This window comes from Tepidimonas sediminis (genome assembly GCF_007556605.1).
Taxonomy (GTDB): domain Bacteria; phylum Pseudomonadota; class Gammaproteobacteria; order Burkholderiales; family Burkholderiaceae_C; genus Tepidimonas; species Tepidimonas sediminis.
The window spans coordinates 214,527-236,122 of sequence record NZ_VJND01000001.1; the positions used below are offsets into that span (position 1 = coordinate 214,527).

Here is a 21,596-nt window from a genome sequence, read left to right on the forward strand (position 1 = left end):
TGTCGTTGAGTTCGAGTCAAACCCTGTTTCTGAGGCGGGTAAGTGATCAGGTGTTTAGCCGTGATGCCGGCGCTGCGTATGGGGCGAGTTCTTGCAGCAAAGGGATTCAAGAGCTCCCGGTTTGTCGAGTTTGTAAGGGTGGCGTGGATGCTGGACAGTGACGAAGTTGGACGAGTTGAACGCTGCTGCAAGGGCGTTGACGACGACTGGGCAGGGGGTAGCCGGGCCGTATGGGTTTTTCTTCGACTAGCTGTGAACGGAAGTACAGTGTCGAGGGGTTGCCCAGCGCCGTGAGCGTGGTACGCAGCGTGCCGTGTCCGGACTGCTGGGGTTCACAAGCTTGTGAATTGGTGTTTGTGCGCGGTCGTTTGGTAAAAAGATGCCCATCAGATGGCGCTGGAGGGCAGAAGCTGTGGCGCAACGTGGTCTGTATCTTGTGTGTTATGACATCTCGTCCAATCGGCAGCGCGTGAAGATTCAGCGGTACTTGGCCCAGTACCGGGTCAGCGGGCAGAAGTCTGTGTGCGAGTGTCTGATGACCCCCGGTGAGGTGATCAACAGTTTGGCGCAGTTGCGAGCCATGATGGATCCGCGGTCGGATCGGGTTCATGTCGTGGCTCTGGATCCGCGCATGCCGCGTGAGGGTTGGGGCAAAGGGCGTCCTTGGGATGGCGGTCCGTTGATGGTGGTCTAGAAGCAGCCGGGAATCGCTTGGCTGTCTCCTGGGCGGCGCTTGGTTCGGGAGAAGAAGAGGTCATGAGTACGCTTTACGTCGACCGCAAAGGGGTCACGTTGCGCCTGGACGGGGGGACGCTGGTCTTTGAAGAAGGCGGCAGTCGGGTTGCGACGATCCCGTTGGCGCCGTTGGAACGGGTCGTGCTGCGTGGCGACGTTACGCTTTCGGCAGGGCTGCTCGGCAAGCTTGGTCAAGCCGGCATTGGGGTGTTGGTGCTGTCCGGCCGCAAGGGGGAGCCTGCGTTGTTGATGCAACGGCCGCATAATGACGCCAGGCGGCGAGTTATGCAGTGGCAGCGCTCGCAGGACAATGAATTTCGTCTGTCAGTCGCTCGAGAATTGCTAAAGCGCAAGGTGGGCTCTCAGCGGCGTTTTCTTCTTGAGCGTGCTCAGGAAGACTTGATGCACCGTTATGAGTTGCGTACCGCGGCGCAAAGGATGGAGGCTGCAGCGCAATCGTTGATGGAAGCGCAGACCCTTGCTGCGCTGCGGGGCGCTGAAGGAGCTGCTGCGCAGGCGTTCTTCATGGGTTTCCAGACGCTGTTTGCGCCGTCGTTGCATTTCAGCGGACGTAACCGCCGTCCTCCACAGGATCCGGTAAACGCTGTTCTCTCACTTGGCTACACGCTGTTGCATGCCGAGGCGGTGCTGCAAGCCCATGCGATGGGTTTGGACCCTTACGTCGGTTTTTTGCATGATCTGGATTACGGTCGTGAATCTCTCGCTTGTGATTTGGTGGAGCCCCATCGCTGCGGTGTCGAGCGATTGACGTGGCGGCTTTTTCGCGAGCGCGTGCTGACCGTGGACCATTTCAGCCGTGTCCAGGGGGCCTGCATGCTGAGCAAGGCTGGACGGCAACATTTCTACCGAAATTGGTCTGCCGTGGCTGAGGGTTTGCGGCAGTCTCTGCGGGTGTCGTGCGCGGCCCTGGTGGCGGCGATTACGGGGGAGACACTTTCCGTAGCTTCAAGCGAGCAGGAGGGTGATCATGGCGGCAGCGAGCGAGCTGAGGGCGTGGGTGGTGGCCTATGACGTGACTGATCCTCGCCGCTTGGTTCGCGTGCATCGAGCGATGTGTCGCCATGCGGTGCCGATCGAGTACAGCGTCTTCTGGCTGGTGGGCACGCCCACCTCCCGGTTGCGCTGCCTGCAGGAGATTCTGCCCCTTCTCGACGGCGGCCAAGACGATCTGCGCATGTACGCCATCGCGGCGCGGGGATTCAGGCTGCGCCTGGGAGCGCCGGTTTTGCCGCAGGGGATCGAGTGGTCGGGGGTTCCAGCCGGGTGGGGCTGGGATGCAGACGACGAGATCCCCTTGAACGAGTCGGTCGTCGCATCGGTGGGCGTGGCAGGCAGTGAGCCTGCATAATCAGATCGGATGAAGGCATCGCAAGACCGCAACATTCTGGTTTGTACGGTTGGCGCCAGCTGGGCCGTGGTTCCCGAAGTGCTGGGCTTCGTGGCGCCGGATCTGCTGCCTCTCTACAGCCTTCATCCCCAGGCGAAGACCCTCGAACGGAGTCGGCGTCAACACGGCTTGCGGGTACCGGACGAGCTCTGGCTCATCACTTCGGCAGGGCAACAGGCGGAGCAGTCGCTGGCCTCCATTCGTCAGTGGTGGGAGATGCTGGGGAACCCCATGCCCCTGCGCATCTGGGTTGCCGAGCAGACCGATCAGCTCGCGACGCCGCAGGAGTGTCTGTGCATCCGCGAGTTGACGTTTCGGGTCGTTCTGTTGGCACGAGAGCGCTGCGCGGGGGGGCAGCTGCTGCTTTCGCTGGCGGGCGGGCGCAAGACGATGAGCGCCGATCTGCAGGCCGCCGGGGCGGTGCTGGGTGCTCACGCCTGGTTGCACGTGGCGGGGCCGGATCCCATGCCGGACGCGCTGCGCGGGAGTCCTGTCCCTTCGTTGTTTACGCAGACCTTGCCGGTCGAGCTCGCCCGGGCGGTCGTACCGGTGGTGGTGGGCCGCGGGCAGTGGGATGAAACCCTGCAGGTGCCGTCCGAGGAGGGTGTTCGTGTGGACAGCACGTTTTTCCCGCTGCCGTTGGCCGATCCGATCGAAAAGTGGTCGCCAGCACGGGGCAGCCCACTGCTGACCGAGGAGATCGAGCGACGGCAGCGTGAGGGGGCGCGACTGGTGCGCAACTTCGTCAGCACCATGGTGGCTGGGGAGGTGTATCCAAATTGGCCAGGATTGCTGCGGCTGCCTCCGGCCGTGCTGGATCGGCTCCGGACCACGATGCTGACGGAGTCACATCGGACGCTGCTGTGCCGGCTCCCCAAGATCGATTTGCACCGCCACCTGGGCGGCTGTCTTGACCTGTCGGCACAACGCCGGGTCGGCCGCGCGATGTGGAACAGCTTGGTGCACGCGGAGCAGCAGGCCACACGACAGGAGTTGCGGGAACTGGGGTGGCTGCACGGCCAGTGGCCGCCCGACTGGCCGCAGCGGTTGCGGCAGTCGCCCCGGAGGGCCGCCCTGTGTGCGGCTTTGCTTTCATTCGCCGACGAGGCATTGCTGGACGCTCAGCTTTTCGGGTCGACGCAGCCGCGGGTTGCGTTGAAGAGTCGGCATCCTGCAGGGTTTTCGGCTTACGAGCGCCCGGGGGAATTGGTTGGCAGTGCCGTGCTTTCGCATCCGGCCTCGTTGCAGCCCTATGCGGATGAGGTGGTGCGCTTGGCCAAGCTGGAGGGGCTTGTGGCCGTGGAACTGCGGGGCAGCCCGCACAAGTATGCACCGCAGGACCCGGTGGGTTTTGTGCGGCGGTTGCGGGATGCTCTGGTGCGGGCCGGCGCTTCGGTGGGGTCGACGTTGCAGAGTCGGCCCGATCGGTCCACCGGGCTGCATGTGGGTTTCATCTGGATCTTGGACCGTCGAAACCAGGCCGGAGCCGAGGCGGTTCTTCAGGCCGCAGTCCGCGCGCACGCGGAGCTGGAGGGGTTCATGATCGGGCTGGATTTGGCTGGCGACGAAAGCTCCAGCTCGCCGCAGCGGTGGGGTGGCCTGTTTGCACCAGCGTTTCGCGAGTGCCTGTTCGTCACCGTGCACGCCGGCGAGGACGAACCCGCGGAAAACATCTGGGAGGCGGCGTACCACATGTACGCAGACCGTATCGGTCACGGGTTGACGCTGCACGACAACCCACGCTTGATGGCCCGCTTCAGGGAGCGAGGCATCTGCCTTGAGCTGTGCCCAACTTCCAACATCGAGGTCGTGGGCTACCACGATCCCCTGCGGCCATTGACGGAGGGGCTGCCAACCTACCCGTTGCGTACCCTGATGCAAGCAGGTTTGCCGCTGACGCTTTGCACCGATAACCCCGGTATCTCGCGCACGACCTTGGCAGAGGAGTATCTGACGGCCTCCCGAATCGTGCCGGGTGGGTTGACCGTGTGGGAGGCTCTGGCCTTGATGCGTCAGGGGTTCGAGCGCAGCTTCCTGCCCGCCCCTGTGCGCACGGCGCTCTTGCATGTGGCGGACGGGATGGTGACCCGTGCTCTGGAAGACGAGGGGTGGATGGCGTTGGCTTCCGACGGATGAGTCGGCAGCCACACCAGCCTGGCCAGTCGGCTCCGCTCCCTCGCCCCGAGGCGCCACAGCAGGGTAGGGCAGGGGCCAGCCGTGCCTCGATCGGCCGCCAAGACGGCCCGGTCGTCCATTTGTTTCGGGTCGCCAACGGCAACAGCACCGTGACGGTCATGTCCACCACGGCGTAGGCCGCCACAGCGCCGTGCACCAGCGGCCGCTGGACGGCGATGGCTTGCCGGTGAGGATGAAGTAGTCGCTCATCGGCAGGCTGCGCAGGGCTTACTCCTCGGCCTGATGGTGCAACTTCTCGGTGTGCCGGGCGGTCATGAGCGCAAGGGTGAGGGCTGGGGGCGCGAGCTGCAGTATGCTGGCCTTGTGGGCTCAGCAGTTGAGCCTGTCGCATGCCGCCGACACCATGGACCGCACCGAGCGCTTCTATCGCATCGACGCCCTGCTGCAAAGCCAGCGGGTGGTGACGTTCGAGCGCCTGCAGGAGGCGCTGCAGGTCTCCCGCGCCACGCTCCGGCGCGACCTGGCCTACCTGCGCGACCGGCTCGGCGCGCCGATCGTGTGGGACCGCCAGGCGCGCGGCTACCGCTACCAGCCCGATGCGCACGAGCCCGTCCAGCCGCTGCCGGGCCTGTGGTTCAACGCGCAGGAGGCGCACGCCCTGCTGCTGATGCAGGCGCTGCTGGAGCAGCTGCAGCCCACGCTGCTCAAACCCCACATCGAGCCGCTGCGGGCGCGGCTGCGGGCGCTGCTGGAAACCGGCCAGCACGCCGCCGAGGACGTGCAGCGGCGCGTGCGACTGCTCACCGCGGGCCAGCGCCCGGTGCCGCAGGCGCACTTCGAGCTCGTGGCCAGCGCCGTGCTGCAGCGCCGCCAGCTCGAGCTGCACTACTACGTGCGCGCCCGCGACGAACACAGCCAGCGGCGCGTGTGCCCGCAGATGCTGCTGTACCACCGCGGCGGCTGGTATCTGCTGGCCTGGTGTCACCTGCGCCAGGGGCTGCGCTCCTTCGCGCTGGAAGCCATCGAGCAGGTGCAGCTGCTGGACGCACCGGCGTGCGAGGTCGAGCCGGCCGAGCTGGAAGCCTTCATCGGGCAGGGCTACGGCATCTTCTCGGGCACGCAGGTGCGCTGGGCGCAGCTGCGCTTTGCCCCCGAGCGGGCGCGCTGGGTGGCCTGCGAGACCTGGCATCCGCGTCAGCAGCAGCGCTGGTGCGACGACGGAACGCTGCAGCTGCGCGTGCCGTACACCGACCTGCGCGAGCTGGCCATGGAGGTGCTGCGCCACGGCGCGCAGGTGGAAGTGGAGCAGCCCGCCGAGCTGCGCGCCCTGGTGGCCGAGGAGCTGCGCGCGGCGCTGCGGCGCTACGACGGTGGCCACGGCACCGGCTGAAGCACGGGACCCTCGTATCCCATCCCTGCCAACGCCAGCGGAGTGGCCCCACTTCCGCGGACGGTCGAGGGCTTGGGAAGCAAGCCTGGGTCGGGGTGGACAGAAGGTTGAGGGACGTGGCAACGGCCTGCTGCTCGCGGGCCACCATCGGTGGCGTGGAGCGGCTCGAACGTTTCTGGCCTGCCGAAGATGGCGTCCAAGAAGAGCAGACGCCTTCGTCGTGGTCGGCGCGTGCGACCGACGCACTCAGGCCGCAAGCGGCGTGATGCGTTCGATGGCCTCGCCGTGGTCGCGCATCACGGCTTCGGTGTCGTAGCTGGCCTGCAGCGCCAGCCAGAAACCCGGCGTCGTGCCCAGCGCACGCGCCAGCCGCAAGGCCGTGTCGGCGGTGATCGAGCGCTTGCCGGCGCAAATCTCGCTGATGCGCATCGGCGGCACGCCGATGGCCTTGGCCAGCCGGTACTGGCTGATGCCCAGCGGGATCAGGAACTCTTCCCGCAGCACTTCGCCGGGGTGGATGTTGGGCAGCGTGTCCATGCTCGCTCCTTTAGTGGTAATCGACGATCTCGACGTCTTGCGCGTTCCTGCCGTCCCACACGAAGCAGATGCGCCACTGGTCGTTGATGCGGATGCTGTGCTGCCCGGCGCGATCCCCGCGCAGCGCCTCCAGCCGGTTGTTGGGCGGGATGCGCAGATCGTCCAGACACTGCGCCGCATCCAGCATGCGCAGCTTGCGCCGCGCCACGGTCTGAATCTGGTTGGGCAGCTTGCGGGTGAAGCGCCCTTGCCAGACGGCTTCGGCGGCTTCGTCGCGGAACGATGCGATCATGGCAGGAATATTATCGTGGTGCGATAATATGGTCAAGTCGTCAGGCGACACCTGCACCGTACACTGAACCTTGGGGCGCGCAGCCCGCCGGCGCCCCGTTGGAGCCGCCAGAGGCCGCATGGATGGGCGGACAGGCGGCGGTTCTCGCGTCGCAGTCGCGGCAGCTCCTGGCGCCGGGCCTCACCGAGCACGGTGTCCTTGTCGCCGCCAGCCTTGCCAGCCCGCGGGCAGCTGCGCGCTTCATCCAGTTGGTAATGGTTTGCGCCAAGCAGCCAAACTCCCGGTCGAGCTCAGCCCGCGTGCGCCCCAGTGCCACCAGCTCCAGGATCTGCGAGTACGGCGGTCGGGTCATGGGCATGTCGGACTCCTTGTTTCCGTTCTCAGGGGGTAAGGCGTCCGTCAAAACGGGGCGACTTCAACTCCTGGCGTATTCCTGCCATCGCCAGTCCCCATTTCGTGCTGTTCTGGGACCCGCGCAGTCCGTGGCAGCGGGGCAGTTGCGAGAATATCAACGACCTGCTGCGCCAGTACCTGCCCAAGGGCACGGACCTGTCGGTCTACAGCCAGGAAGAGCTCGATGCGATCGCCGACAGGCTCAACAACCGCCCGCGCACCATCCACGGCTTCTACCCCCGATCGCCGTCTGCCAGGCCATGCTGCAGAAGGCCACCCAAGCCAGCAACTCCCTTCAGTGATTCCACTGTTGCACTTGGTGCCTGACACCGCCCCGCAAAAAACTAGTCAAGTCGTGCAGCAAAAATGCAGCAAAACCCCTTGCGGCCACGAAAAAGCCCGCACGGAGGCGGGCCAAGTCGTCGATTTCGTTGGCTCCCCGACCTGGGCTCGAACCAGGGACCTACGGATTAACAGTCCGGCGCTCTACCGACTGAGCTATCGGGGATCGGTCAGCCCTGCATTATAGCCGCTGCGCAAGGCCTGCCAGCGCCGCATCAGCTCGCGCGCGGCGGCCTCGGGGTCAGCGGCTTGCACCAGCGCGCGCACCACGGCGAAGGAGCCGACGCAGCTTGCGGCCACCTCCGGCAGCTGCTCCAGCCCGATACCGCCGATGGCCACCGTCGGCAGGCGCTGCGCCAGCCGCGCATAGGCGCGCAGCCGCCCCGGGCCCTGCGGGGCGGTGGGCATGGCCTTCAGCGTCGTCGGGTAGACCGCGCCGAGCGCGAGGTAGCTGGGGCCGAGCCGCCAGGCGCGCACCATCTCGGCGTAGCCGTGGGTGCTGATGCCGAGCCGCAGCCCGCTTGCGCGCAGCGTGGCGATGTCGTCGGGGGAGAGGGTTTGCAGGTCTTCCTGGCCCAGGTGCACGCCCCAGGCGCCAGCCTGCAGCGCGGCGCGCCAGTGGTCGTTGATGAAGAGACGCGCCGGCGTGCCCTGCACGGCACGCACCGCGGCCTCCACCTCGGCGGCGATGCGCGCCGGGTCGTCGTGCTTGAAGCGCAGCTGCAGCGTCGGCACGCCGGCGGCGGCCATGCGCGCCACCCAGGCGGCGTCGGGCAGCACGGCGTACAGGCCGAGCTCGGGCGGGCAGGGCGCAAACGGCGCCGGGGGCAGGGCCAGGCCGAAGTCCTGTGCCGCGTCGTCGGGCCAGTCGCGCGGGTCGAAGCCCAGGCGCGCCGTGCGGCGTACCCAGGCGCTGGCCAATACGGCGGCATCGTCTGGCACGAAGCCGAGACGGCGCGCCGCGGCGTAGGTGACGGCATACACGCTGCCGTCGGTGGCGCAGGCTTCGGGGTCGGCGTCGCGCGCGATGGCCTTGTCGGCATGGGCGGCGACGATGGCGGCGACGGCCGCTTCAGGGTCCGAAAGGCGCATTCGGGCGGGCATGGGGCAAGGTGGGGTCAGGCCTGGTGCCAGAACGGGGTGCCGAGCACCGGGGTGCTGGGCTGGGCGGCGGTCTGTGGCTCGATGGCGCCGGCGCGCCAGGCGGCGCGGCCGGCGATCACCGCGTCGGCGAAAGCACCGGCCATCGCCACCGGGTCGCGCGCCAGCGCCACTGCGGTGTTGAGCAGCACGGCGTCAAAGCCCCACTCCATCACCTGGCAGGCGTGCGAAGGCCGCCCCAGGCCTGCGTCGACGATCAGCGGCACGTCCGGCAGCCGCTCGCGCAGCAGCCGCAGCGCGTACGGGTTGACCGGCCCTTGGCCGGTGCCGATCGGTGCAGCCCACGGCATGACGGCCTGGCAGCCGACGTCCAGCAGCCGCTGGCACAGCACGAGATCCTCGGTGCAGTATGGCAGCACCTTGAAGCCGCGGCGCACCAGCTCGGCGGCGGCGGTGGGCAGCTGCAGCGTGTCGGGCTGCAGGGTGTAGTCGTCGCCGATCAGCTCCAGCTTGATCCAGTCGGTGGCGAAGACCTCGCGTGCCATCTCGGCGGTGGTGATGACCTCCTGCACGCTGTGGCAGCCGGCGGTGTTGGGCAGCACCGGGATGCCCAGCCGCTGCAGCAGCTGCCAGAAACCGTGGCTGGCATCGGCGCCGAGCGCCCCGTGGCGCCGCAGCGAGGCGGTCAGCATGCAGGGGCGCGCGCGGTGCACCGCCTGCTCCAGCACGGCGGGGGAGGGGTAGCGGGAGGTGCCCAGCATCAGGCGGGAGCCGAAGGGCTGCCCGTACAGCGTCAGCGCATCGTCGTCGTTGGTATCGGTCATGGGCGGGGTCAGCCCCCGGTGATCGGGGTGATGATTTCGAGGCGGTCCCCCTCGCGCAGGGGGGTGGCCGCGTATTGTGCCCGTGGCACGAACTGCAGGTTCAGCGCCACGGCAAAGGGCGGGCGCAGGTCCAGCTCGCGCTCGGCGCACGCCACCGCGTCGGCCACGGTGGCGCCGTCGGGCAGCGGCAGCGGGCGGCCGTTGAGCTCGACGTTCATGCCGGCAGCTCCTGCGCCAGGCGCTCGTCGACGAAGGTCAGGCCCAGCCGAGCGGCCAGGGAGCGCGTGCCGTGCTGGATGAATTCCACGACGGCGTCGTGCACCGCCGGGGCGATCAGGTAGCCGTGCCGGTACAGGCCGTTGACCTGCAGCACGCGCGGTGCGGCCAGCCGCACCGCCGGCAGGTTGTCCGGCAGGGTCGGGCGGCACTCGGTGTTGAGCTCCAGGATGCGCGCCTCGGCAAAGCCCGGGTGCACGGCGTAGGCGGCACTCAGCAGCTCCAGCGTCGAGCGCACGCTCGCGGGCGAGCGGTCGTCGGCCTCGATCTCGGTGGCGCCGATGACGAAGCGGTGGTCTTCCTTGGGCGCGATGTAGATCGGGTAGCGCGGGTGCAGCAGCCGCGTGGGGCGCTGCAGCGTCACGTCCGGCGCGTGCAGGCGCACGACCTCGCCGCGCACGCCGCGCAGCGGACCGGCGCCGGGGGCGGCGTCGCGCGGCCATTCGTCACGTGCGCCCAGGCCCCGGCAGTCCAGCACCCAGGCGCCCGGGTGATCGCGCTGCCACGCCTGCGCCTGCGCCAGTGTCAGCGAGCGGCCCCAGTGGATCGGCACGCCGCGCCGTCGCAGCTCGGCCAGCAGCGCCGCCAGCAGCTGACGGCCGTCGAGCTGGCCTTCGTCCGGCAGGTAGAGGCCCTGCGTGAAGCGGCCCGCCACTGCCGGCTCGACCTCGGCCAGCCGCGCGGCGTCCAGTGGCTGCGGCACGGGGAGATCAGACAGGCGACTGGCGGTGGCACGCAGCAGCGCCTCGAAGCGGTTGGCCTCGCGCGCATCCTGGCGGTGCCAGAGGATCAGCGTGCCGTTCTGCTGGAAGAACACCGGCTCGGGCAGCTGGGCGCACAGCTCGCGCCAGCGCGGCAACGCGTAGCGGCCCATCGCCACGACGTTGGGCTCGGTGACGGCGGATTCCGCCAGCGGCGCCAGCATGGCAGCGGCCACGCGGGCGGCGCCACCGGCCTGCCGGGCATCGGCGCAGGCTTCGGCCACTTCGACGCGCCAGCCGGCGCGCGCCAGCGTCACGGCCAGCAGCCGGCCCAGCAGGCCGGCCCCCAGGATCAGCGCAGTGTGGGCAGCGGGCATGGCGCTGATCGTACCCCAGCCCCGTCGGCGTATGATTTGATCCATGTCGCACCTCGATGAGCTGGCCCACCCCGAACCGTGGCGCTACCCGCGTGTGCTGTCGATTGCCGGCAGCGATTCCGGCGGTGGCGCCGGCATCCAGGCTGACCTCAAGACCATCGCGGCGCTGGGCTGCTATGGCATGACGGCCATCACCGCGCTGACGGCGCAGAACACCGTGGGGGTGCGTGCCATCCACCCGGTGCCGGCCTCGTTCCTGAAGGAGCAGATCGCCGCGGTGGTGGAGGACATCGGGGTCGATGCGGTCAAGATCGGCATGCTGCACGCGCCCGACATCGTCGATGCGGTGGCGTGGGCGATCGACACGTACCGTCTGCCCAACGTGGTGCTCGATCCGGTGATGGTGGCCACCAGCGGCGACACGCTGATCGAGCCCGCCACGATCGAGCGGCTGGTCGGTGAGCTATTCCCGCGCGCGGCGCTGGTGACGCCCAACCTGGACGAGGCCGCGCTGCTGCTCGGGCGGGCGCTGAGCGAGGAGGCGCAACTGGAGCAGGCTGCGGCCGATCTGCTGGCGCTGGGGGCGCGCGCGGTGCTGCTCAAGGGCGGACACCTCAGCGGGGAGGTCGTCACCGACGTGCTGGCGCTGGCCGGTGAGCCACCCGCCTACTGGACATGGCTGCGCGGCGAGCGCATCGCCAGCCCCAACCAGCACGGCACCGGCTGCACGCTGTCGTCGGCGATCGCCTCGTTCCTCGCGTTGGGCCAGACGCTGGAGGAGGCGGTGCAGTCGGCACACGGCTGGGTGCGCGGGGCGCTGCAGGCCGGTGCCCACGTGCGCACCGGGCAGGGCAGCGGGCCGCTGAACCACGGCTGGGCGCCGGTGCCGATGCGGCTGCTGCGCTGACGGCCTGGGGGTCCGTCCGCGGCGCCCTCAGCCCGCCCCGCGCAGCAGCGCCAGCAGCCGCGGGCTGGTGGTCGTGTACTCCAGCGGCACCGGCCCGCCGCGCAGGCGCTCGGCGATCGCGAAGGCCGCCAGGGTCGCCTCGTGGAACGCGCACACGATCAGCTTGCGCTTGCCGGGGTAGTGCACGACGTCGCCGATGGCGTGGATGCCGGAATGCGAGGTCTGCAGCGTGAGCGGATCGACCAGCAGGTGCTTGCGCTCCAGCGCCAGCCCCCAGTCGGCGATCGGCCCCAGGCGCGGGTGCAGGCCGAGCCGCGGCAGCAGCAGGTCAAGCGGCAGGCTCAGGCGCTCGTCGCGCTCGGTGGCGATCTCCAGCGCCTGCAGCGAGCCGTCCTCGCCGGCCAGCGCGCCGATCGGCTGCCCCAGGCACAGCCGGATCCAGCCCGCGCCAATGGCCGACTGCAGCTGCTCATCCAGCGCCGCCTCGATCGCGAAGCGGTCGGTGCGGTGCAGCAGCGTGACGCGTGCGGCGCCTGCCTCGGCCAGACGCAGTGCCAGCCGCACGGCGGCCTCGCCGCCGCCCGTGACGACCACGTGTCGGTCCAGCCAGCTCTGAGGCGGCGGGTCGTCGTAATGCACCTGCGTGCCTTCCCAAGCCTGCAGGCCCGGCACCGCCAGCCGCCGCGGCAGGAAGGCGCCCACGCCGGCGGCGATCACGACGGCGCGCGCCGCAAACTGCAGCTCACCCGCGGTGCGCAGGCGCCAGCGCCCGGGCGCGGACGGTGCGTCGACCCCGTCCGCCTGCAGGTGCGCCACCACCTGTCCCAAGTGCAGCGGGACGGCCAGCGGCCGCAGCTGCTGCAACAGCCGCTGCGTCAGCTCGCGCCCGCTGACCGCCGGCAGACCGGGGACGTCGTAGATCGGCTTGTCGGGGTAGAGCTCGGCGCACTGGCCGCCCGCGTGCGGCAGGCTGTCGACGACGTGGGTGTCCAGCTCCTGCAGCCCGAGCTGGAAGGCCGCATACAGCCCCGCCGGCCCGGCGCCGATGACGACGACGTCGGTGTCGATGACGGCTGCGGCCGCTGTGGCCATGGGGAGCCGGGCTCAGCGCTGCAGCAGGTGCAGCTTGCCGGTCATGTCCTTGTACTTGTCCGCGTCCGGCAGCGGCGCCTTGCGCTTGGTGATGCTCTTCCAGGTCGGCAGCTTGGCCAGCTCGGCGTTGAGGGCGATCATGTGCTGCTGGTCGCGCGGCACATCTTCCTCGGCGTAGATGGCGCCGACCGGGCACTCCGGAATGCACACCGCGCAGTCGATGCACTCATCGGGGTCGATGGCCAGGAAGTTGGGGCCCTCGCGGAAGCAGTCCACCGGGCAGACGTCGACGCAGTCGGTGTACTTGCAGGCGATGCAGGCTTCGGTGACGACGTGGGTCATGATGGCGTGTTCCTTCGGCGGGCCGGCAGGCCGTCGCGACGGTCGTGCCCGCGGCCCCGACAGAGGGGCGAATTGTAGGCGGTCGGCCGCTGGCGGTGGCTTGACGTGGATCATCATGCTGACATACGGTGCGGGTATAAGCCGCCGCAGGAGGTTCCATGCTGCATCCCCGACGTCTTGATCATGACGCCCCGACGGGCGCCGCGGCAGCGTGGCCGGCCGGCCACCGCCGCGCCGACGACGACGGTCACGCGCTCGACCGGCAGGCCTCGGTGCTGATGGCGCAGCTGTGGAGCGGCATCTCGCCGATTTCGCTGGCGCTGGCGGCCACCGACTGGGCGCTGCACCTGGCCAGCTCGCCGGGCTCGCAGTGGCGCCTGTCACGCCAGGCGGCTGAGCTGGCGCATGCCTGGTGGCAGGAAGCATGGCGCGCCTGGGCGCGCACGGCCGCCGCGTCGCTGCCGGCGGTGCGGCAGCCCGACGCGCCGACCGAGGCGGCAGGCAGCACAGCGCCGCAGCCGCAGGCCGAAAGCCCGCTGGCGCAAGCGCTGGCCGAGGACGCGCGCTACGCCGACCCGGCGTGGCAGCGCTGGCCGTGGTGGGCGCTGGCCGGCGCCGGCAAGGCGCTGGAGCTGTGGTGGCAGCAGGCCGCGGCGCTGCGCGGCATGCAGCCGCACAGCCGCGAGCAGATGCGCTTCTACGGCCGCCAGTGGCTGGACGCCTGGGCGCCGAGCAACGTGCTGTGGACCAACCCGCAGGCGCTGCAGCGCGCCTGGGAGACGGGCGGCCAGTCGCTCGTCAAGGGCTGGGGCCGCATGGTGGAGGACGTGCAGTGGCGCCTGGGGCTGCAGTCGCCGCCGCGGCGCTTCGACCCCGAACTCGCCCCCGGCCGGGGGCTGGCCACCACGCCGGGCCAGGTGGTGCTGCGCAACGCGCTGATCGAGCTGATCCAGTACGCGCCGACGACGCCGACGGTGCAGCGCGAGCCGGTGCTCGTGATCCCGTCGTGCATCATGAAGTACTACATCCTCGACCTGTCGCCGCACAACTCGCTGGTGCGCTGGCTGGTCGGGCAGGGCCACACGGTCTACATCGTCTCGTGGAAGAACCCGGACGAGGACGACGCGCTGCTGGGCATGGACGACTACGTGCGCGACGGCGTGCTGGCGGCGCTGGACCACGTGCGCTGCGCCACCGGCGCGCCGGTGCACCTGATGGGCTATTGCCTGGGCGGGACGTTCGCCGCCATCGCCGCGGCGGCGCTGGGCGGCGGCGATGCGCGGCTGGGTTGCCAGCGCGCGGTGGAAGGTACCGAAGAGGAGGTGCTGGCGAGTCTGACGCTGCTGGCGGCCGAGACCGACTTCAAGGAGCCCGGTGAGCTCGGCATCCTGATCGACGAGGCGCAGGTGCGGCTGCTGGAGGACATGATGGCCGCGCGCGGCTACCTGACCGGGCAGCAGATGGCCGGGTCGTTCCAGTTCCTGCACTCGCGCGAGCTGGTCTGGTCCAGCCAGACGCGGCGCTGGCTGCTCGGCGAGGACGAGGTCGGCAACGATCTGATGGCGTGGAACGCCGACGTGACGCGCCTGCCGGCGGTGATGCACAGCCAGTACCTGCGCGGCTGCTACCTGAACAACGACCTGGCCGAGGGGCGCTTCCAGTTCGAGGGGCAGCCGATCGCGCTGCGCGACATCCGCGTGCCGGTGTTCGCGGTCGGCACCGTCAAGGACCACGTGGCGCCATGGCGCTCGGTGTACAAGATCCACCACCTGGTCTCGGCCGACGTGACCTTTGCGCTGACCAACGGCGGGCACAACGCCGGCATCGTGTCGGAGCCGGGGCACCGCGGGCGCTACCACCACCTGCTGACGACGCCGGCGGACCACCCGTGGCGCACGCCGGACGAATGGCTGGCCGCCGCGCCGCGGCTGGAGGGCAGCTGGTGGCCGTCGTGGTCGGCGTGGCTGAAGCAGCAGGGCAGCGGGCAGGAGGTGCCGGCCCGCCAGCCGCCGCAGGATCCGGCGCTCGGGCCGGCGCCGGGCCGCTACGTGATGGTGCGCTACGGCGACTGAATCAGCCCCCGCCCGCGCCGCCTCGCCCGCGCGGGGCGGCAAAGCGCCGGGCCAGTAGGGCCTGCGCCAACGAACGCTCCACGGGCCAGGGCTCGCCTTGCAACTCGGCCGCCAGCACCTCGCCGCCCAGCACCGACAGCGTCAGCCCGCGCGCGCCCAGCCCGGTCAGCACGCACAGGCCGGGCAGCCGCTCGGGATCCGCCGCCCCGACGGCCGGGAAGCGGTCCGGCAGCGTGCAGCGCACGCCGGCCCAGGTCTGCGCCGCCGCCCAGTGCGGGGCCAGCGCCTCGGCCGCGGCGGGCAGCAGCCGCTGCAGCCTGGCCAGATTGGCGGCGTGCTCCTCCACGGTCGGGGCGGTGTCGGTGCGGCCGCGCAGAAAGGTCGAGCCCATGCACCAGATCGCTTCGCCCCGCGGTCCGGCCGGCACGCCCGCGACGAGCGAGCCGTGGCCGTTGACCGGAAACGGCGGCAGCGCCGCGGCGCTGGCCTCGGGCAGCGCGGCCATCGCGCCCCAGGCGACCTGCCCGCGCAGGGCGTGCAGCGGCGCATCCGTGCCCAGCGCCTGCAACAGGGCGCGGGTGGCGTGGCCCGCGGCCAGCACGACGAGGTCGGCCTCGAGCAGGTTGCGTCCTTGGCCGTCCAGCAGCCGCCAGCCGCCGGAGGGGTTGGGTTGCAGCGCCGCCACCTCCGCGCCGCCGCGCCAGACGGCGCCGGCAGCCTGCAGCTGCGCCTGCACCAGCCGCGCCGGACGCAGCCAGCCGCCTGCCGCATGCCACAGCCCCGGTGCATCGGGCGGCAGGCCGGCGGGGCGGCACTGGCCGGCGTCGGCCGCGCGGCTCCAGTCCAGGCCCCAGGGCTGCCAGCGCGCGGCCTCTGGCAGGGCGTGCTTGTCCTCGACGCGGTGCTCCAGCACCCCGCTGGCACCCCAGTCCTGCCCCTCGGCCAGCAGCGCTTCGGCGCGCTGGCGCGTGAGCGCCAGCCCGGCGCGCGTCAGCCGCGACAGCGGCGCATCGTCCGGGGAGGTGTGCGGCGCCAGCAACCCCACCGGCAGGCCGGAGGCGCCAGCGGCGGGATCGGCGGCGCGGTCCAGCACCGTGACGTGCCAGCCGCGCTGCGCGAGGCTGAAGGCCGCCGCGGCACCGGCCAGCCCGCCGCCGACGATGGCGGCGGCGCCGGGCTCGGCCGCGCAGGGCAGACTCGCGCGCAGGGTGCGCCGCGGCTGCCACGGCGGGTCGAACACGGCGCGCAGGCACTCGCGCTTGGGCGGCAGGCCGGCTGCCTTGGTCACCGTGAAGCCGGATTGCGCCAGGCCGTCGCGCACGGCGCGGGCCACGCTCCAGGTGGCCAGGCGCGCGCCGCGCCGGCACAGCCGTGCCACCGCGCGCAGCACCGGGGGCGCCCACATCGCCGGGTTGCGCGCCGGATCGAAGCCGTCCAGGTAGACGCTGTCGACCGCCACGTCCAGCGCCGGCAGGCAGTGCGCCGCCTCGCCCACGCACAGCGTCAGATGCAGTGTGCGCGGCGCGCCGTCCGGGCCCGCGTCGGCCCACGTCCAGCGGTGCACGCCCGGCAGCAGCCCGCGCCACGCCGCGGCCAGCCGCGGCACCAGCGGCGCCAGCTCCGCGAATACCGCGGCGCTGCGCCGCACGTCGTCCGCCGTGCAGGGGTGCGCCTCGATGCCGGTGTAGAACAGCACCGCTGGCGCGGCCGGGTCATTGCGCCACGCCAGCCACGTGGCCAGGAAGTTGAGCCCCAGCCCGAACCCGTTTTCCAGCACGTGCCAGCGCGGGGCACCGGCCCAGGCCGCGGCCTCCTGGGCGCCGTCAGGCAGCAGGCCGCAGCCGCGCAGGAACACGTGCCGCGCCTGCGCCAGGCCACCGTGGCCGTCGGCGCCGCGGCTGCGGTAGATGTCCCCGTAGCGCGGACTGTGCGGGGTGCCGTCCGGCAGCCACTCGACGACGCCGGTCACGTCAGCCGTTGGTGGGCGGCACGTAGCCCGCCGCCACGTCGGCGCCCTCGCCGAAGAAGTGCTTTTCCATCTGCCGCGCCAGGTACTGGCGCGCGCGCGCGTCGGCGAGATTCAGCCGGTTCTCGTTGACCAGCATGGTCTGGTGGCGCAGCCACTCCTGCCACGCCTGCTTGCTGACGTTGTCGTAGATGCGCTTGCCCAGCTCGCCGGGGTAGGGCGGAAAGTCCAGACCTTCGGCCTCGATGCCGAGCTTGATGCAGCGAACCATGCGTGCCATGGGCAAACTCCTGTGTGGATGCCGCCTGCGAGCCTTCATGACCTGCGGTCATGAGACCTTGGCTCGACGGGCATGACGGCTTTGGTACGATCGGAACAACTCGACACTGTACCCCACGGCGCGGCGGCCCGCGGTGGGCTGTGCCTTTGACCCCGGTCAAGGCAGGATGCCCATGGGAGTATTACGCTGGCGGGCATCCTCCGATCGACCCCTTCACTGCCTGACTGTTCTGATCATGAGCGCCTTCGACGACGAGCGCGTGCTCAGCGTGCACCACTGGACCGACCGGCTGTTTTCCTTCACCACCACGCGCAACGCGGGCCTGCGCTTCCTCAACGGCCAGTTCACGATGATCGGCCTGCGGCTGGAAAACGGCAAGCCGCTGCTGCGCGCCTACAGCATCGTGTCGGCCAACTACGAGGAGCACCTGGAGTTCCTCAGCATCAAGGTGCCCGACGGTCCGCTGACCAGCCGCCTGCAGCACATCCAGCCGGGCGACCACATCATCGTCGGCCACAAGCCCACCGGCACGCTGGTGATCGACTACCTGCTGCCGGGCAAGCACCTGTATCTGTTCGGCACCGGCACGGGGCTGGCGCCGTTCATGAGCATCATCCGCGACCCGGCCACCTACGAGCGCTTCGAGCAGGTGATCCTGGTACACGGCGTGCGGCTGGTGGCGGAGCTGGCCTACCGCGACTACATCACCCGGGAGCTGCCGCAGCACGAGTTCCTCGGCGAGATGGTGCGTCAGCAGCTGCGCTACTATCCCACCGTGACGCGCGAGCCGTTCGAGCGCCAGGGGCGCATCCCGCAGCTGGTGGAAAGCGGGCAGATGGCGCGCGAGCTGGGCCTGCCGCAGCTCAACCCCGAGACCGACCGCGTGATGATCTGCGGCAGCCCGGCGATGCTGCGTGACCTCAAGGCGATGTGCGAGCGTTACGGCTTCGTCGAGGGCAACACCAGCACGCCGGGGCAGTTCGTCATCGAGCGCGCGTTTGCCGAAGCCAATTGAGGGGGGTACCGCCGCGATGAGGGCTGCGCTGCGCTGGCTGGCCGACCATCCCCGCGCGCTGCCGGCCGCGGTGGTGGCGTGGTGTCTGGCGTTGCTGGGCTTCGGCCTGTACCTGCAGCACGTCGTCGGGCTGGAGCCGTGTCCCATGTGCGTCGTGCAGCGCTACGCGCTGGTCGGTGTGGCGCTGCTGGCGCTTGCGGCGGCGCTGCTGCCGCGCGCGGGCCAGCTGGCGCTGCAGGCGCTGGCGGCGGTTGTGGCCGGGTTTGGCGCGTTCGTGGCGGCGCGGCAGTCGTGGCTGCAGTGGTTTCCGCCCGAGATCCAGACCTGCGGGCGCGATTTCTACGGCATGATCGAGGCGTTTCCGCTGCGCCGCGCGATCCCGATGATCTTCCGTGGCACGGGTGACTGCAGCGCGGTGGACTGGACGCTGCTGGGCCTGACGATCGCCAACTGGTCGTTCCTGAATTTCGTCGCGCTGGCGGCGGCGCTGCTGGCCGGGCTGGCGCTGGGCGGACGGCGCTAGTGGCATGGAGCGTGTCGGCGCGCTGGTCATCGGCGCAGGCGTGGTGGGCCTGGCGGCGGCGCGTGCGCTGGCCCGCGCCGGGCGCGAGGTCGTCGTCCTGGAGCGCGAAGCGGCCATCGGCCAGGGGGTGAGCTCGCGCAGCAGCGAGGTGATCCACGCCGGGCTGTATTACCCGCCAGGGTCGCTGAAGGCGCGGTTGTGCGTGCAGGGCAAGCACGCGCTGCTGGACTACGCGGCGCGCGCCGGGGTGGCGCACCGCGTCTGCGGCAAGCTGGTGGTGGCCACCGAGGACGCGCAGCTGCCGGCGCTGGACGCGCTGCAGCGCCGCGCCGAGGCCAACGGGGTGCCGGTGCAGTGGCGCTCGGGCGAGGAGGTGCGGCGGCGCGCTCCGGCGCTGCGGGCACGCGCGGCGCTGGTGTCGCCGACCACCGGCATCGTCGACAGCCACGGCCTGATGCAGGCGCTGCTGGGCGACCTGCAGCGCGCCGGCGGCCTGCTGGCGCTGGGGTCGGTGTTCGAGGGCGCCGAGCCGCTGGGCCGCGCGGGGCAGGGCGGCTGGCGCGTGCGCGGGCGCACGCGCCAGGGCGAGGCGTTTGCGCTGCAGGCCGACGTGCTCATCAACGCCGCCGGGCTGTGGGCCTGCCACGTGGCGCGCGCGGTGGCGGGCCCCGACCCGGCACGCTGGCCGCAGCCGCGTTACGCCAAGGGGCACTACTTCGCGCTGCACGCGCCGGCCCCGGCGGACTGCCTGGTCTATCCGGCGCCGCAGGATGCCTGGCTCGGCATCCACCTGACGCTGGACCTGGCGGGGCAGGCGCGCTTCGGCCCCGATCTGGAGTGGCTCGACGCCGATGACCCGGCGCGGCTGGACTACGCCGTCGACGAGGGGCGGCGCGCGGCGTTCGTGCAGGCGATCCGGCGCTACTGGCCGGGCCTGCCGCAGGCGGCGTTGAGCCCGGCCTATGCCGGCGTGCGGCCGAAGATCCACGGCCCGCACGAGCCGGCGCCCGATTTCCGCGTCGACGGCCCGGCCGAGCATGGCCACGCGGGGCTCGTGCACCTGCTTGGCATCGAGTCGCCGGGGCTGACCGCCGCGCTGGCGCTGGGCGAGGAGGTGGTGCGGCGGCTCGCCGGCGCCTGATCGGTTCCAGCCGCGGTGCGCGTCCTTGATCTTCGTCAAGCAGCGGGCGGGAACCACCCCCCGCCGCGACGGCTCGTTCAGGCATGGAACTCACGCCGTTTGCCGAGCTGGCCGCGCTGTTGCTGATCGCCGCACTGGCAGGGGCGGTGTTCGTGCGGCTGCGCCAGCCGGTGCTGATCGCCTACCTGGTGCTGGGCCTGGCCCTGGGGCCGGCCGGGCTGGGCCTGGTCAAGGCGCACGACCAGGTGGCGCTGCTGGCGCAGATCGGCGTGACGGTGCTGCTGTTCATCGTCGGCCTCAAGCTCGATTGGCACCAGGTGCGCCACATCGGCCCGGTGGCGCTGGCCACGGGTCTGGGACAGCTGGCGTTCACGATCGCCGGCGGCTTCGTGCTGGTGCTGCTGCTCGGCAAGGACGTGATGACGGCGCTCTACGTCGCGGTGGCGCTGACCTTTTCCAGCACCATCATCATCGTCAAGCTGCTGACCGACAAGCGCGAGCTCGACAGCCTGCACGGCCGCATCGCGGTGGGGTTCCTGATCGTGCAGGATCTGGCGGTGGTGCTGGCGATGATGGCGATGAGCGCGCTGCGCGCTCCGGCCGGGCAGGAGCTGGCGTGGGGGCCGGCGCTGCTGTCGCTGCTGGGGCGGCTCGTGGTGGCGGTGGCGCTGGTGGCGGCGCTGATGCGCTGGGTGCTGCCGCGGCTGGTGGCGACGATGGCGCGCTCGCAGGAGCTGCTGCTGGTGTTCGCGCTGGCCTGGGGCACGGCGCTGGCGGCGCTGGGGGAATGGGCCGGTTTCTCGATGGAGGCCGGTGCCTTCATCGCCGGCTTCACGCTGGCCTCCACGGCCTACCGCGAGGCAATCCACGCGCGCCTGGGCGGCGTGCGCGACTTCCTGCTGCTGTTCTTCTTCATCCACATGGGGGCGGAGCTGGATCTGTCCACGCTCGGGCAGGAGCTGCCGGCGGCGCTGGTGCTGTCGGTGTTCGTGCTGGTGGGCAACCCGCTGATCGTGATGGCCATCATGGGCTGGATGGGCTACCGCAAGCGCACCGGCTTTCTCGCCGGGCTGACGGTGGCGCAGATCAGCGAGTTCTCGATCGTCTTCGTCGCGATGGGCATCGCGCTCGGGCATGTGGGCGTGGAGGCGCTGGGGCTGACGACGCTGGTGGGCCTGGTGACGATCACGCTGTCCACCTACATGATCCTGTACTCGCAGCCCCTGTACGAGCGGCTGGCGCCGTGGCTCGGCGTGTTCGAGCGCCGCCGGCCGTTCCGCGAGCTGCAGCCCGACGACGGCGCGCGCGAGCTGCGCCCCGATGTGATGATCTTCGGCCTCGGCCGCTATGGCGTGGAACTGCTGCGCCAGCTGCACGGACGCGGCGTGCGCGTGCTCGGCATCGACCACGATCCCGAGGTGGTGCGCCACCTGCAGCGCGCGGGGCTTCCGGTGCTCTACGGCGATGCCGAGAACGTCGATTTCGTCGAGGGCCTGCCGCTGGCCGGCGTTCGCTGGGTGGTGGTGACGCTGCCGATGGCGGCCTCGGTGCGCGCGCTGCTGCACGCCTTGCGGCAGGCCGGCTACGATGGGCAGATGGCGGTGACGGTGCGCGACGCCGAGATGGGCGCCGCGCTGCGCGGGCACCGCGTCGGCTGCGTGTTCCGCCCGTTCGAGGACGGCGCCGCGCACGCCGCCGAGCGGCTGCACGGACTGTTGGGGGTGGACCCGCAAGGAGGATGACGAC

At 70.7% G+C, this 21,596-nt stretch carries 21 protein-coding genes, 1 tRNA gene and 1 pseudogene; 12 read left to right on the forward strand and 11 right to left on the reverse strand.

The annotated features are described in order from the left end of the window. Positions 1-379 precede the first annotated feature (379 nt). The 5 genes from cas2 to Tsedi_RS01030 all read left to right on the forward strand — a co-directional run bounded on the left by cas2 (position 380) and on the right by Tsedi_RS01030 (position 5,669). The gene (cas2, locus tag Tsedi_RS12485) at positions 380-694 is read left to right on the forward strand and encodes a CRISPR-associated endonuclease Cas2 (RefSeq protein ID WP_143892707.1); all 315 of its coding nucleotides are present in this window, start codon (positions 380-382) and stop codon (positions 692-694) included. A gap of 62 nt (positions 695-756) precedes the next feature. Next, positions 757-1,767: a CRISPR-associated endonuclease Cas1 gene (gene cas1, locus Tsedi_RS01015; protein WP_143892709.1), complete on the forward strand. Its 1,011-nt coding sequence runs from the start codon at positions 757-759 to the stop codon at positions 1,765-1,767. Then, positions 1,724-2,104 (forward strand): CRISPR-associated endonuclease Cas2, encoded by a 381-nt coding sequence (locus tag Tsedi_RS01020; protein WP_143892711.1) that lies wholly within the window; start codon positions 1,724-1,726, stop codon positions 2,102-2,104. Before cas1 ends, Tsedi_RS01020 begins: the two co-directional genes overlap by 44 nt. A gap of 9 nt (positions 2,105-2,113) precedes the next feature. Then, on the forward strand, positions 2,114-4,279 hold the full coding sequence (locus Tsedi_RS01025) for an adenosine deaminase (RefSeq protein WP_143892713.1): 2,166 nt from the start codon (positions 2,114-2,116) through the stop codon (positions 4,277-4,279). A gap of 352 nt (positions 4,280-4,631) precedes the next feature. After that, a complete protein-coding gene (locus tag Tsedi_RS01030) occupies positions 4,632-5,669 on the forward strand; it encodes a helix-turn-helix transcriptional regulator (protein WP_221934177.1) in 1,038 nt (345 codons plus the stop codon). A 246-nt stretch (positions 5,670-5,915) separates the two neighbouring features. Here the strand turns inward: Tsedi_RS01030 and Tsedi_RS01035 are convergent, their stop codons facing one another. Together Tsedi_RS01035 and Tsedi_RS01040 are read right to left on the reverse strand one after the other, a co-directional pair. Further along, the gene (locus Tsedi_RS01035; protein WP_143892715.1) at positions 5,916-6,206 is read right to left on the reverse strand and encodes a HigA family addiction module antitoxin; all 291 of its coding nucleotides are present in this window, start codon (positions 6,204-6,206) and stop codon (positions 5,916-5,918) included. A 10-nt stretch (positions 6,207-6,216) separates the two neighbouring features. Further along, positions 6,217-6,498, reverse strand: coding sequence for a type II toxin-antitoxin system RelE/ParE family toxin (locus tag Tsedi_RS01040; RefSeq protein ID WP_143892717.1), 282 nt, complete (start codon positions 6,496-6,498; stop codon positions 6,217-6,219). A 456-nt stretch (positions 6,499-6,954) separates the two neighbouring features. Here Tsedi_RS01040 and Tsedi_RS01045 point away from each other — a divergent pair. After that, positions 6,955-7,193: pseudogene (locus Tsedi_RS01045) on the forward strand (transposase); the annotation flags it as partial. A gap of 130 nt (positions 7,194-7,323) precedes the next feature. On the opposite strand, the gene Tsedi_RS01050 reads toward Tsedi_RS01045, so the two are convergent. From Tsedi_RS01050 to Tsedi_RS01070, 5 genes are all read right to left on the reverse strand, one after another. Then, positions 7,324-7,399, reverse strand: a tRNA-Asn gene (locus Tsedi_RS01050). After that, complete coding sequence (locus Tsedi_RS01055; RefSeq protein WP_143893044.1) at positions 7,390-8,325, reverse strand: thiamine phosphate synthase; 936 nt, start codon at positions 8,323-8,325, stop codon at positions 7,390-7,392. The genes Tsedi_RS01050 and Tsedi_RS01055 overlap by 10 nt, the downstream gene beginning before the upstream one ends. Positions 8,326-8,351: 26 nt before the next feature. Beyond that, positions 8,352-9,158 (reverse strand): thiazole synthase, encoded by an 807-nt coding sequence (locus Tsedi_RS01060; RefSeq protein WP_143892719.1) that lies wholly within the window; start codon positions 9,156-9,158, stop codon positions 8,352-8,354. Between the two features lie 8 nt (positions 9,159-9,166). Further along, complete coding sequence (thiS, locus tag Tsedi_RS01065; RefSeq protein WP_143892721.1) at positions 9,167-9,376, reverse strand: sulfur carrier protein ThiS; 210 nt, start codon at positions 9,374-9,376, stop codon at positions 9,167-9,169. Continuing rightward, complete coding sequence (locus Tsedi_RS01070; RefSeq protein WP_143892723.1) at positions 9,373-10,512, reverse strand: FAD-dependent oxidoreductase; 1,140 nt, start codon at positions 10,510-10,512, stop codon at positions 9,373-9,375. Before Tsedi_RS01070 ends, thiS begins: the two co-directional genes overlap by 4 nt. Positions 10,513-10,555: 43 nt before the next feature. On the opposite strand from Tsedi_RS01070, the gene thiD reads away from it, so the two are divergent. Next, positions 10,556-11,419 (forward strand): bifunctional hydroxymethylpyrimidine kinase/phosphomethylpyrimidine kinase, encoded by an 864-nt coding sequence (gene thiD, locus Tsedi_RS01075; protein ID WP_143892725.1) that lies wholly within the window; start codon positions 10,556-10,558, stop codon positions 11,417-11,419. A 27-nt stretch (positions 11,420-11,446) separates the two neighbouring features. Here thiD and Tsedi_RS01080 read toward each other — a convergent pair whose 3' ends face one another. After that, positions 11,447-12,511, reverse strand: coding sequence for an NAD(P)/FAD-dependent oxidoreductase (locus tag Tsedi_RS01080; RefSeq protein ID WP_143892727.1), 1,065 nt, complete (start codon positions 12,509-12,511; stop codon positions 11,447-11,449). 12 nt (positions 12,512-12,523) lie between these two features. Continuing rightward, entirely contained in the window at positions 12,524-12,853 is a 330-nt protein-coding gene (gene fdxA, locus Tsedi_RS01085; RefSeq protein WP_143889232.1) for a ferredoxin FdxA, read from the reverse strand. Between the two features lie 158 nt (positions 12,854-13,011). Here fdxA and Tsedi_RS01090 point away from each other — a divergent pair, with 158 nt between their 5' ends. Then, positions 13,012-14,925, forward strand: coding sequence for a PHA/PHB synthase family protein (locus tag Tsedi_RS01090; RefSeq protein ID WP_143892729.1), 1,914 nt, complete (start codon positions 13,012-13,014; stop codon positions 14,923-14,925). A gap of 1 nt (position 14,926) precedes the next feature. Here the strand turns inward: Tsedi_RS01090 and mnmC are convergent, their stop codons facing one another. Continuing rightward, a complete protein-coding gene (gene mnmC, locus Tsedi_RS01095; RefSeq protein ID WP_143892731.1) occupies positions 14,927-16,894 on the reverse strand; it encodes a bifunctional tRNA (5-methylaminomethyl-2-thiouridine)(34)-methyltransferase MnmC2/FAD-dependent 5-carboxymethylaminomethyl-2-thiouridine(34) oxidoreductase MnmC1 in 1,968 nt (655 codons plus the stop codon). 1 nt (position 16,895) lies between these two features. Further along, entirely contained in the window at positions 16,896-17,171 is a 276-nt protein-coding gene (locus Tsedi_RS01100; protein ID WP_143892734.1) for an oxidative damage protection protein, read from the reverse strand. A 235-nt stretch (positions 17,172-17,406) separates the two neighbouring features. On the opposite strand from Tsedi_RS01100, the gene Tsedi_RS01105 reads away from it, so the two are divergent. The 4 genes from Tsedi_RS01105 to Tsedi_RS01120 all read left to right on the forward strand — a co-directional run bounded on the left by Tsedi_RS01105 (position 17,407) and on the right by Tsedi_RS01120 (position 21,592). Beyond that, positions 17,407-18,186 carry a ferredoxin--NADP reductase gene (locus tag Tsedi_RS01105; RefSeq protein ID WP_143892736.1) on the forward strand — a complete coding sequence of 260 codons (780 nt, stop codon included), beginning with the start codon at positions 17,407-17,409 and terminating at the stop codon, positions 18,184-18,186. 16 nt (positions 18,187-18,202) lie between these two features. Next, positions 18,203-18,709, forward strand: a complete 507-nt coding sequence (locus tag Tsedi_RS01110; RefSeq protein ID WP_143892738.1) for a disulfide bond formation protein B — start codon at positions 18,203-18,205, stop codon at positions 18,707-18,709. 4 nt (positions 18,710-18,713) lie between these two features. Further along, complete coding sequence (locus Tsedi_RS01115) at positions 18,714-19,850, forward strand: NAD(P)/FAD-dependent oxidoreductase (protein WP_143892740.1); 1,137 nt, start codon at positions 18,714-18,716, stop codon at positions 19,848-19,850. An 83-nt stretch (positions 19,851-19,933) separates the two neighbouring features. Beyond that, positions 19,934-21,592, forward strand: coding sequence for a cation:proton antiporter (locus tag Tsedi_RS01120; protein WP_143892742.1), 1,659 nt, complete (start codon positions 19,934-19,936; stop codon positions 21,590-21,592). Positions 21,593-21,596 lie beyond the last annotated feature (4 nt).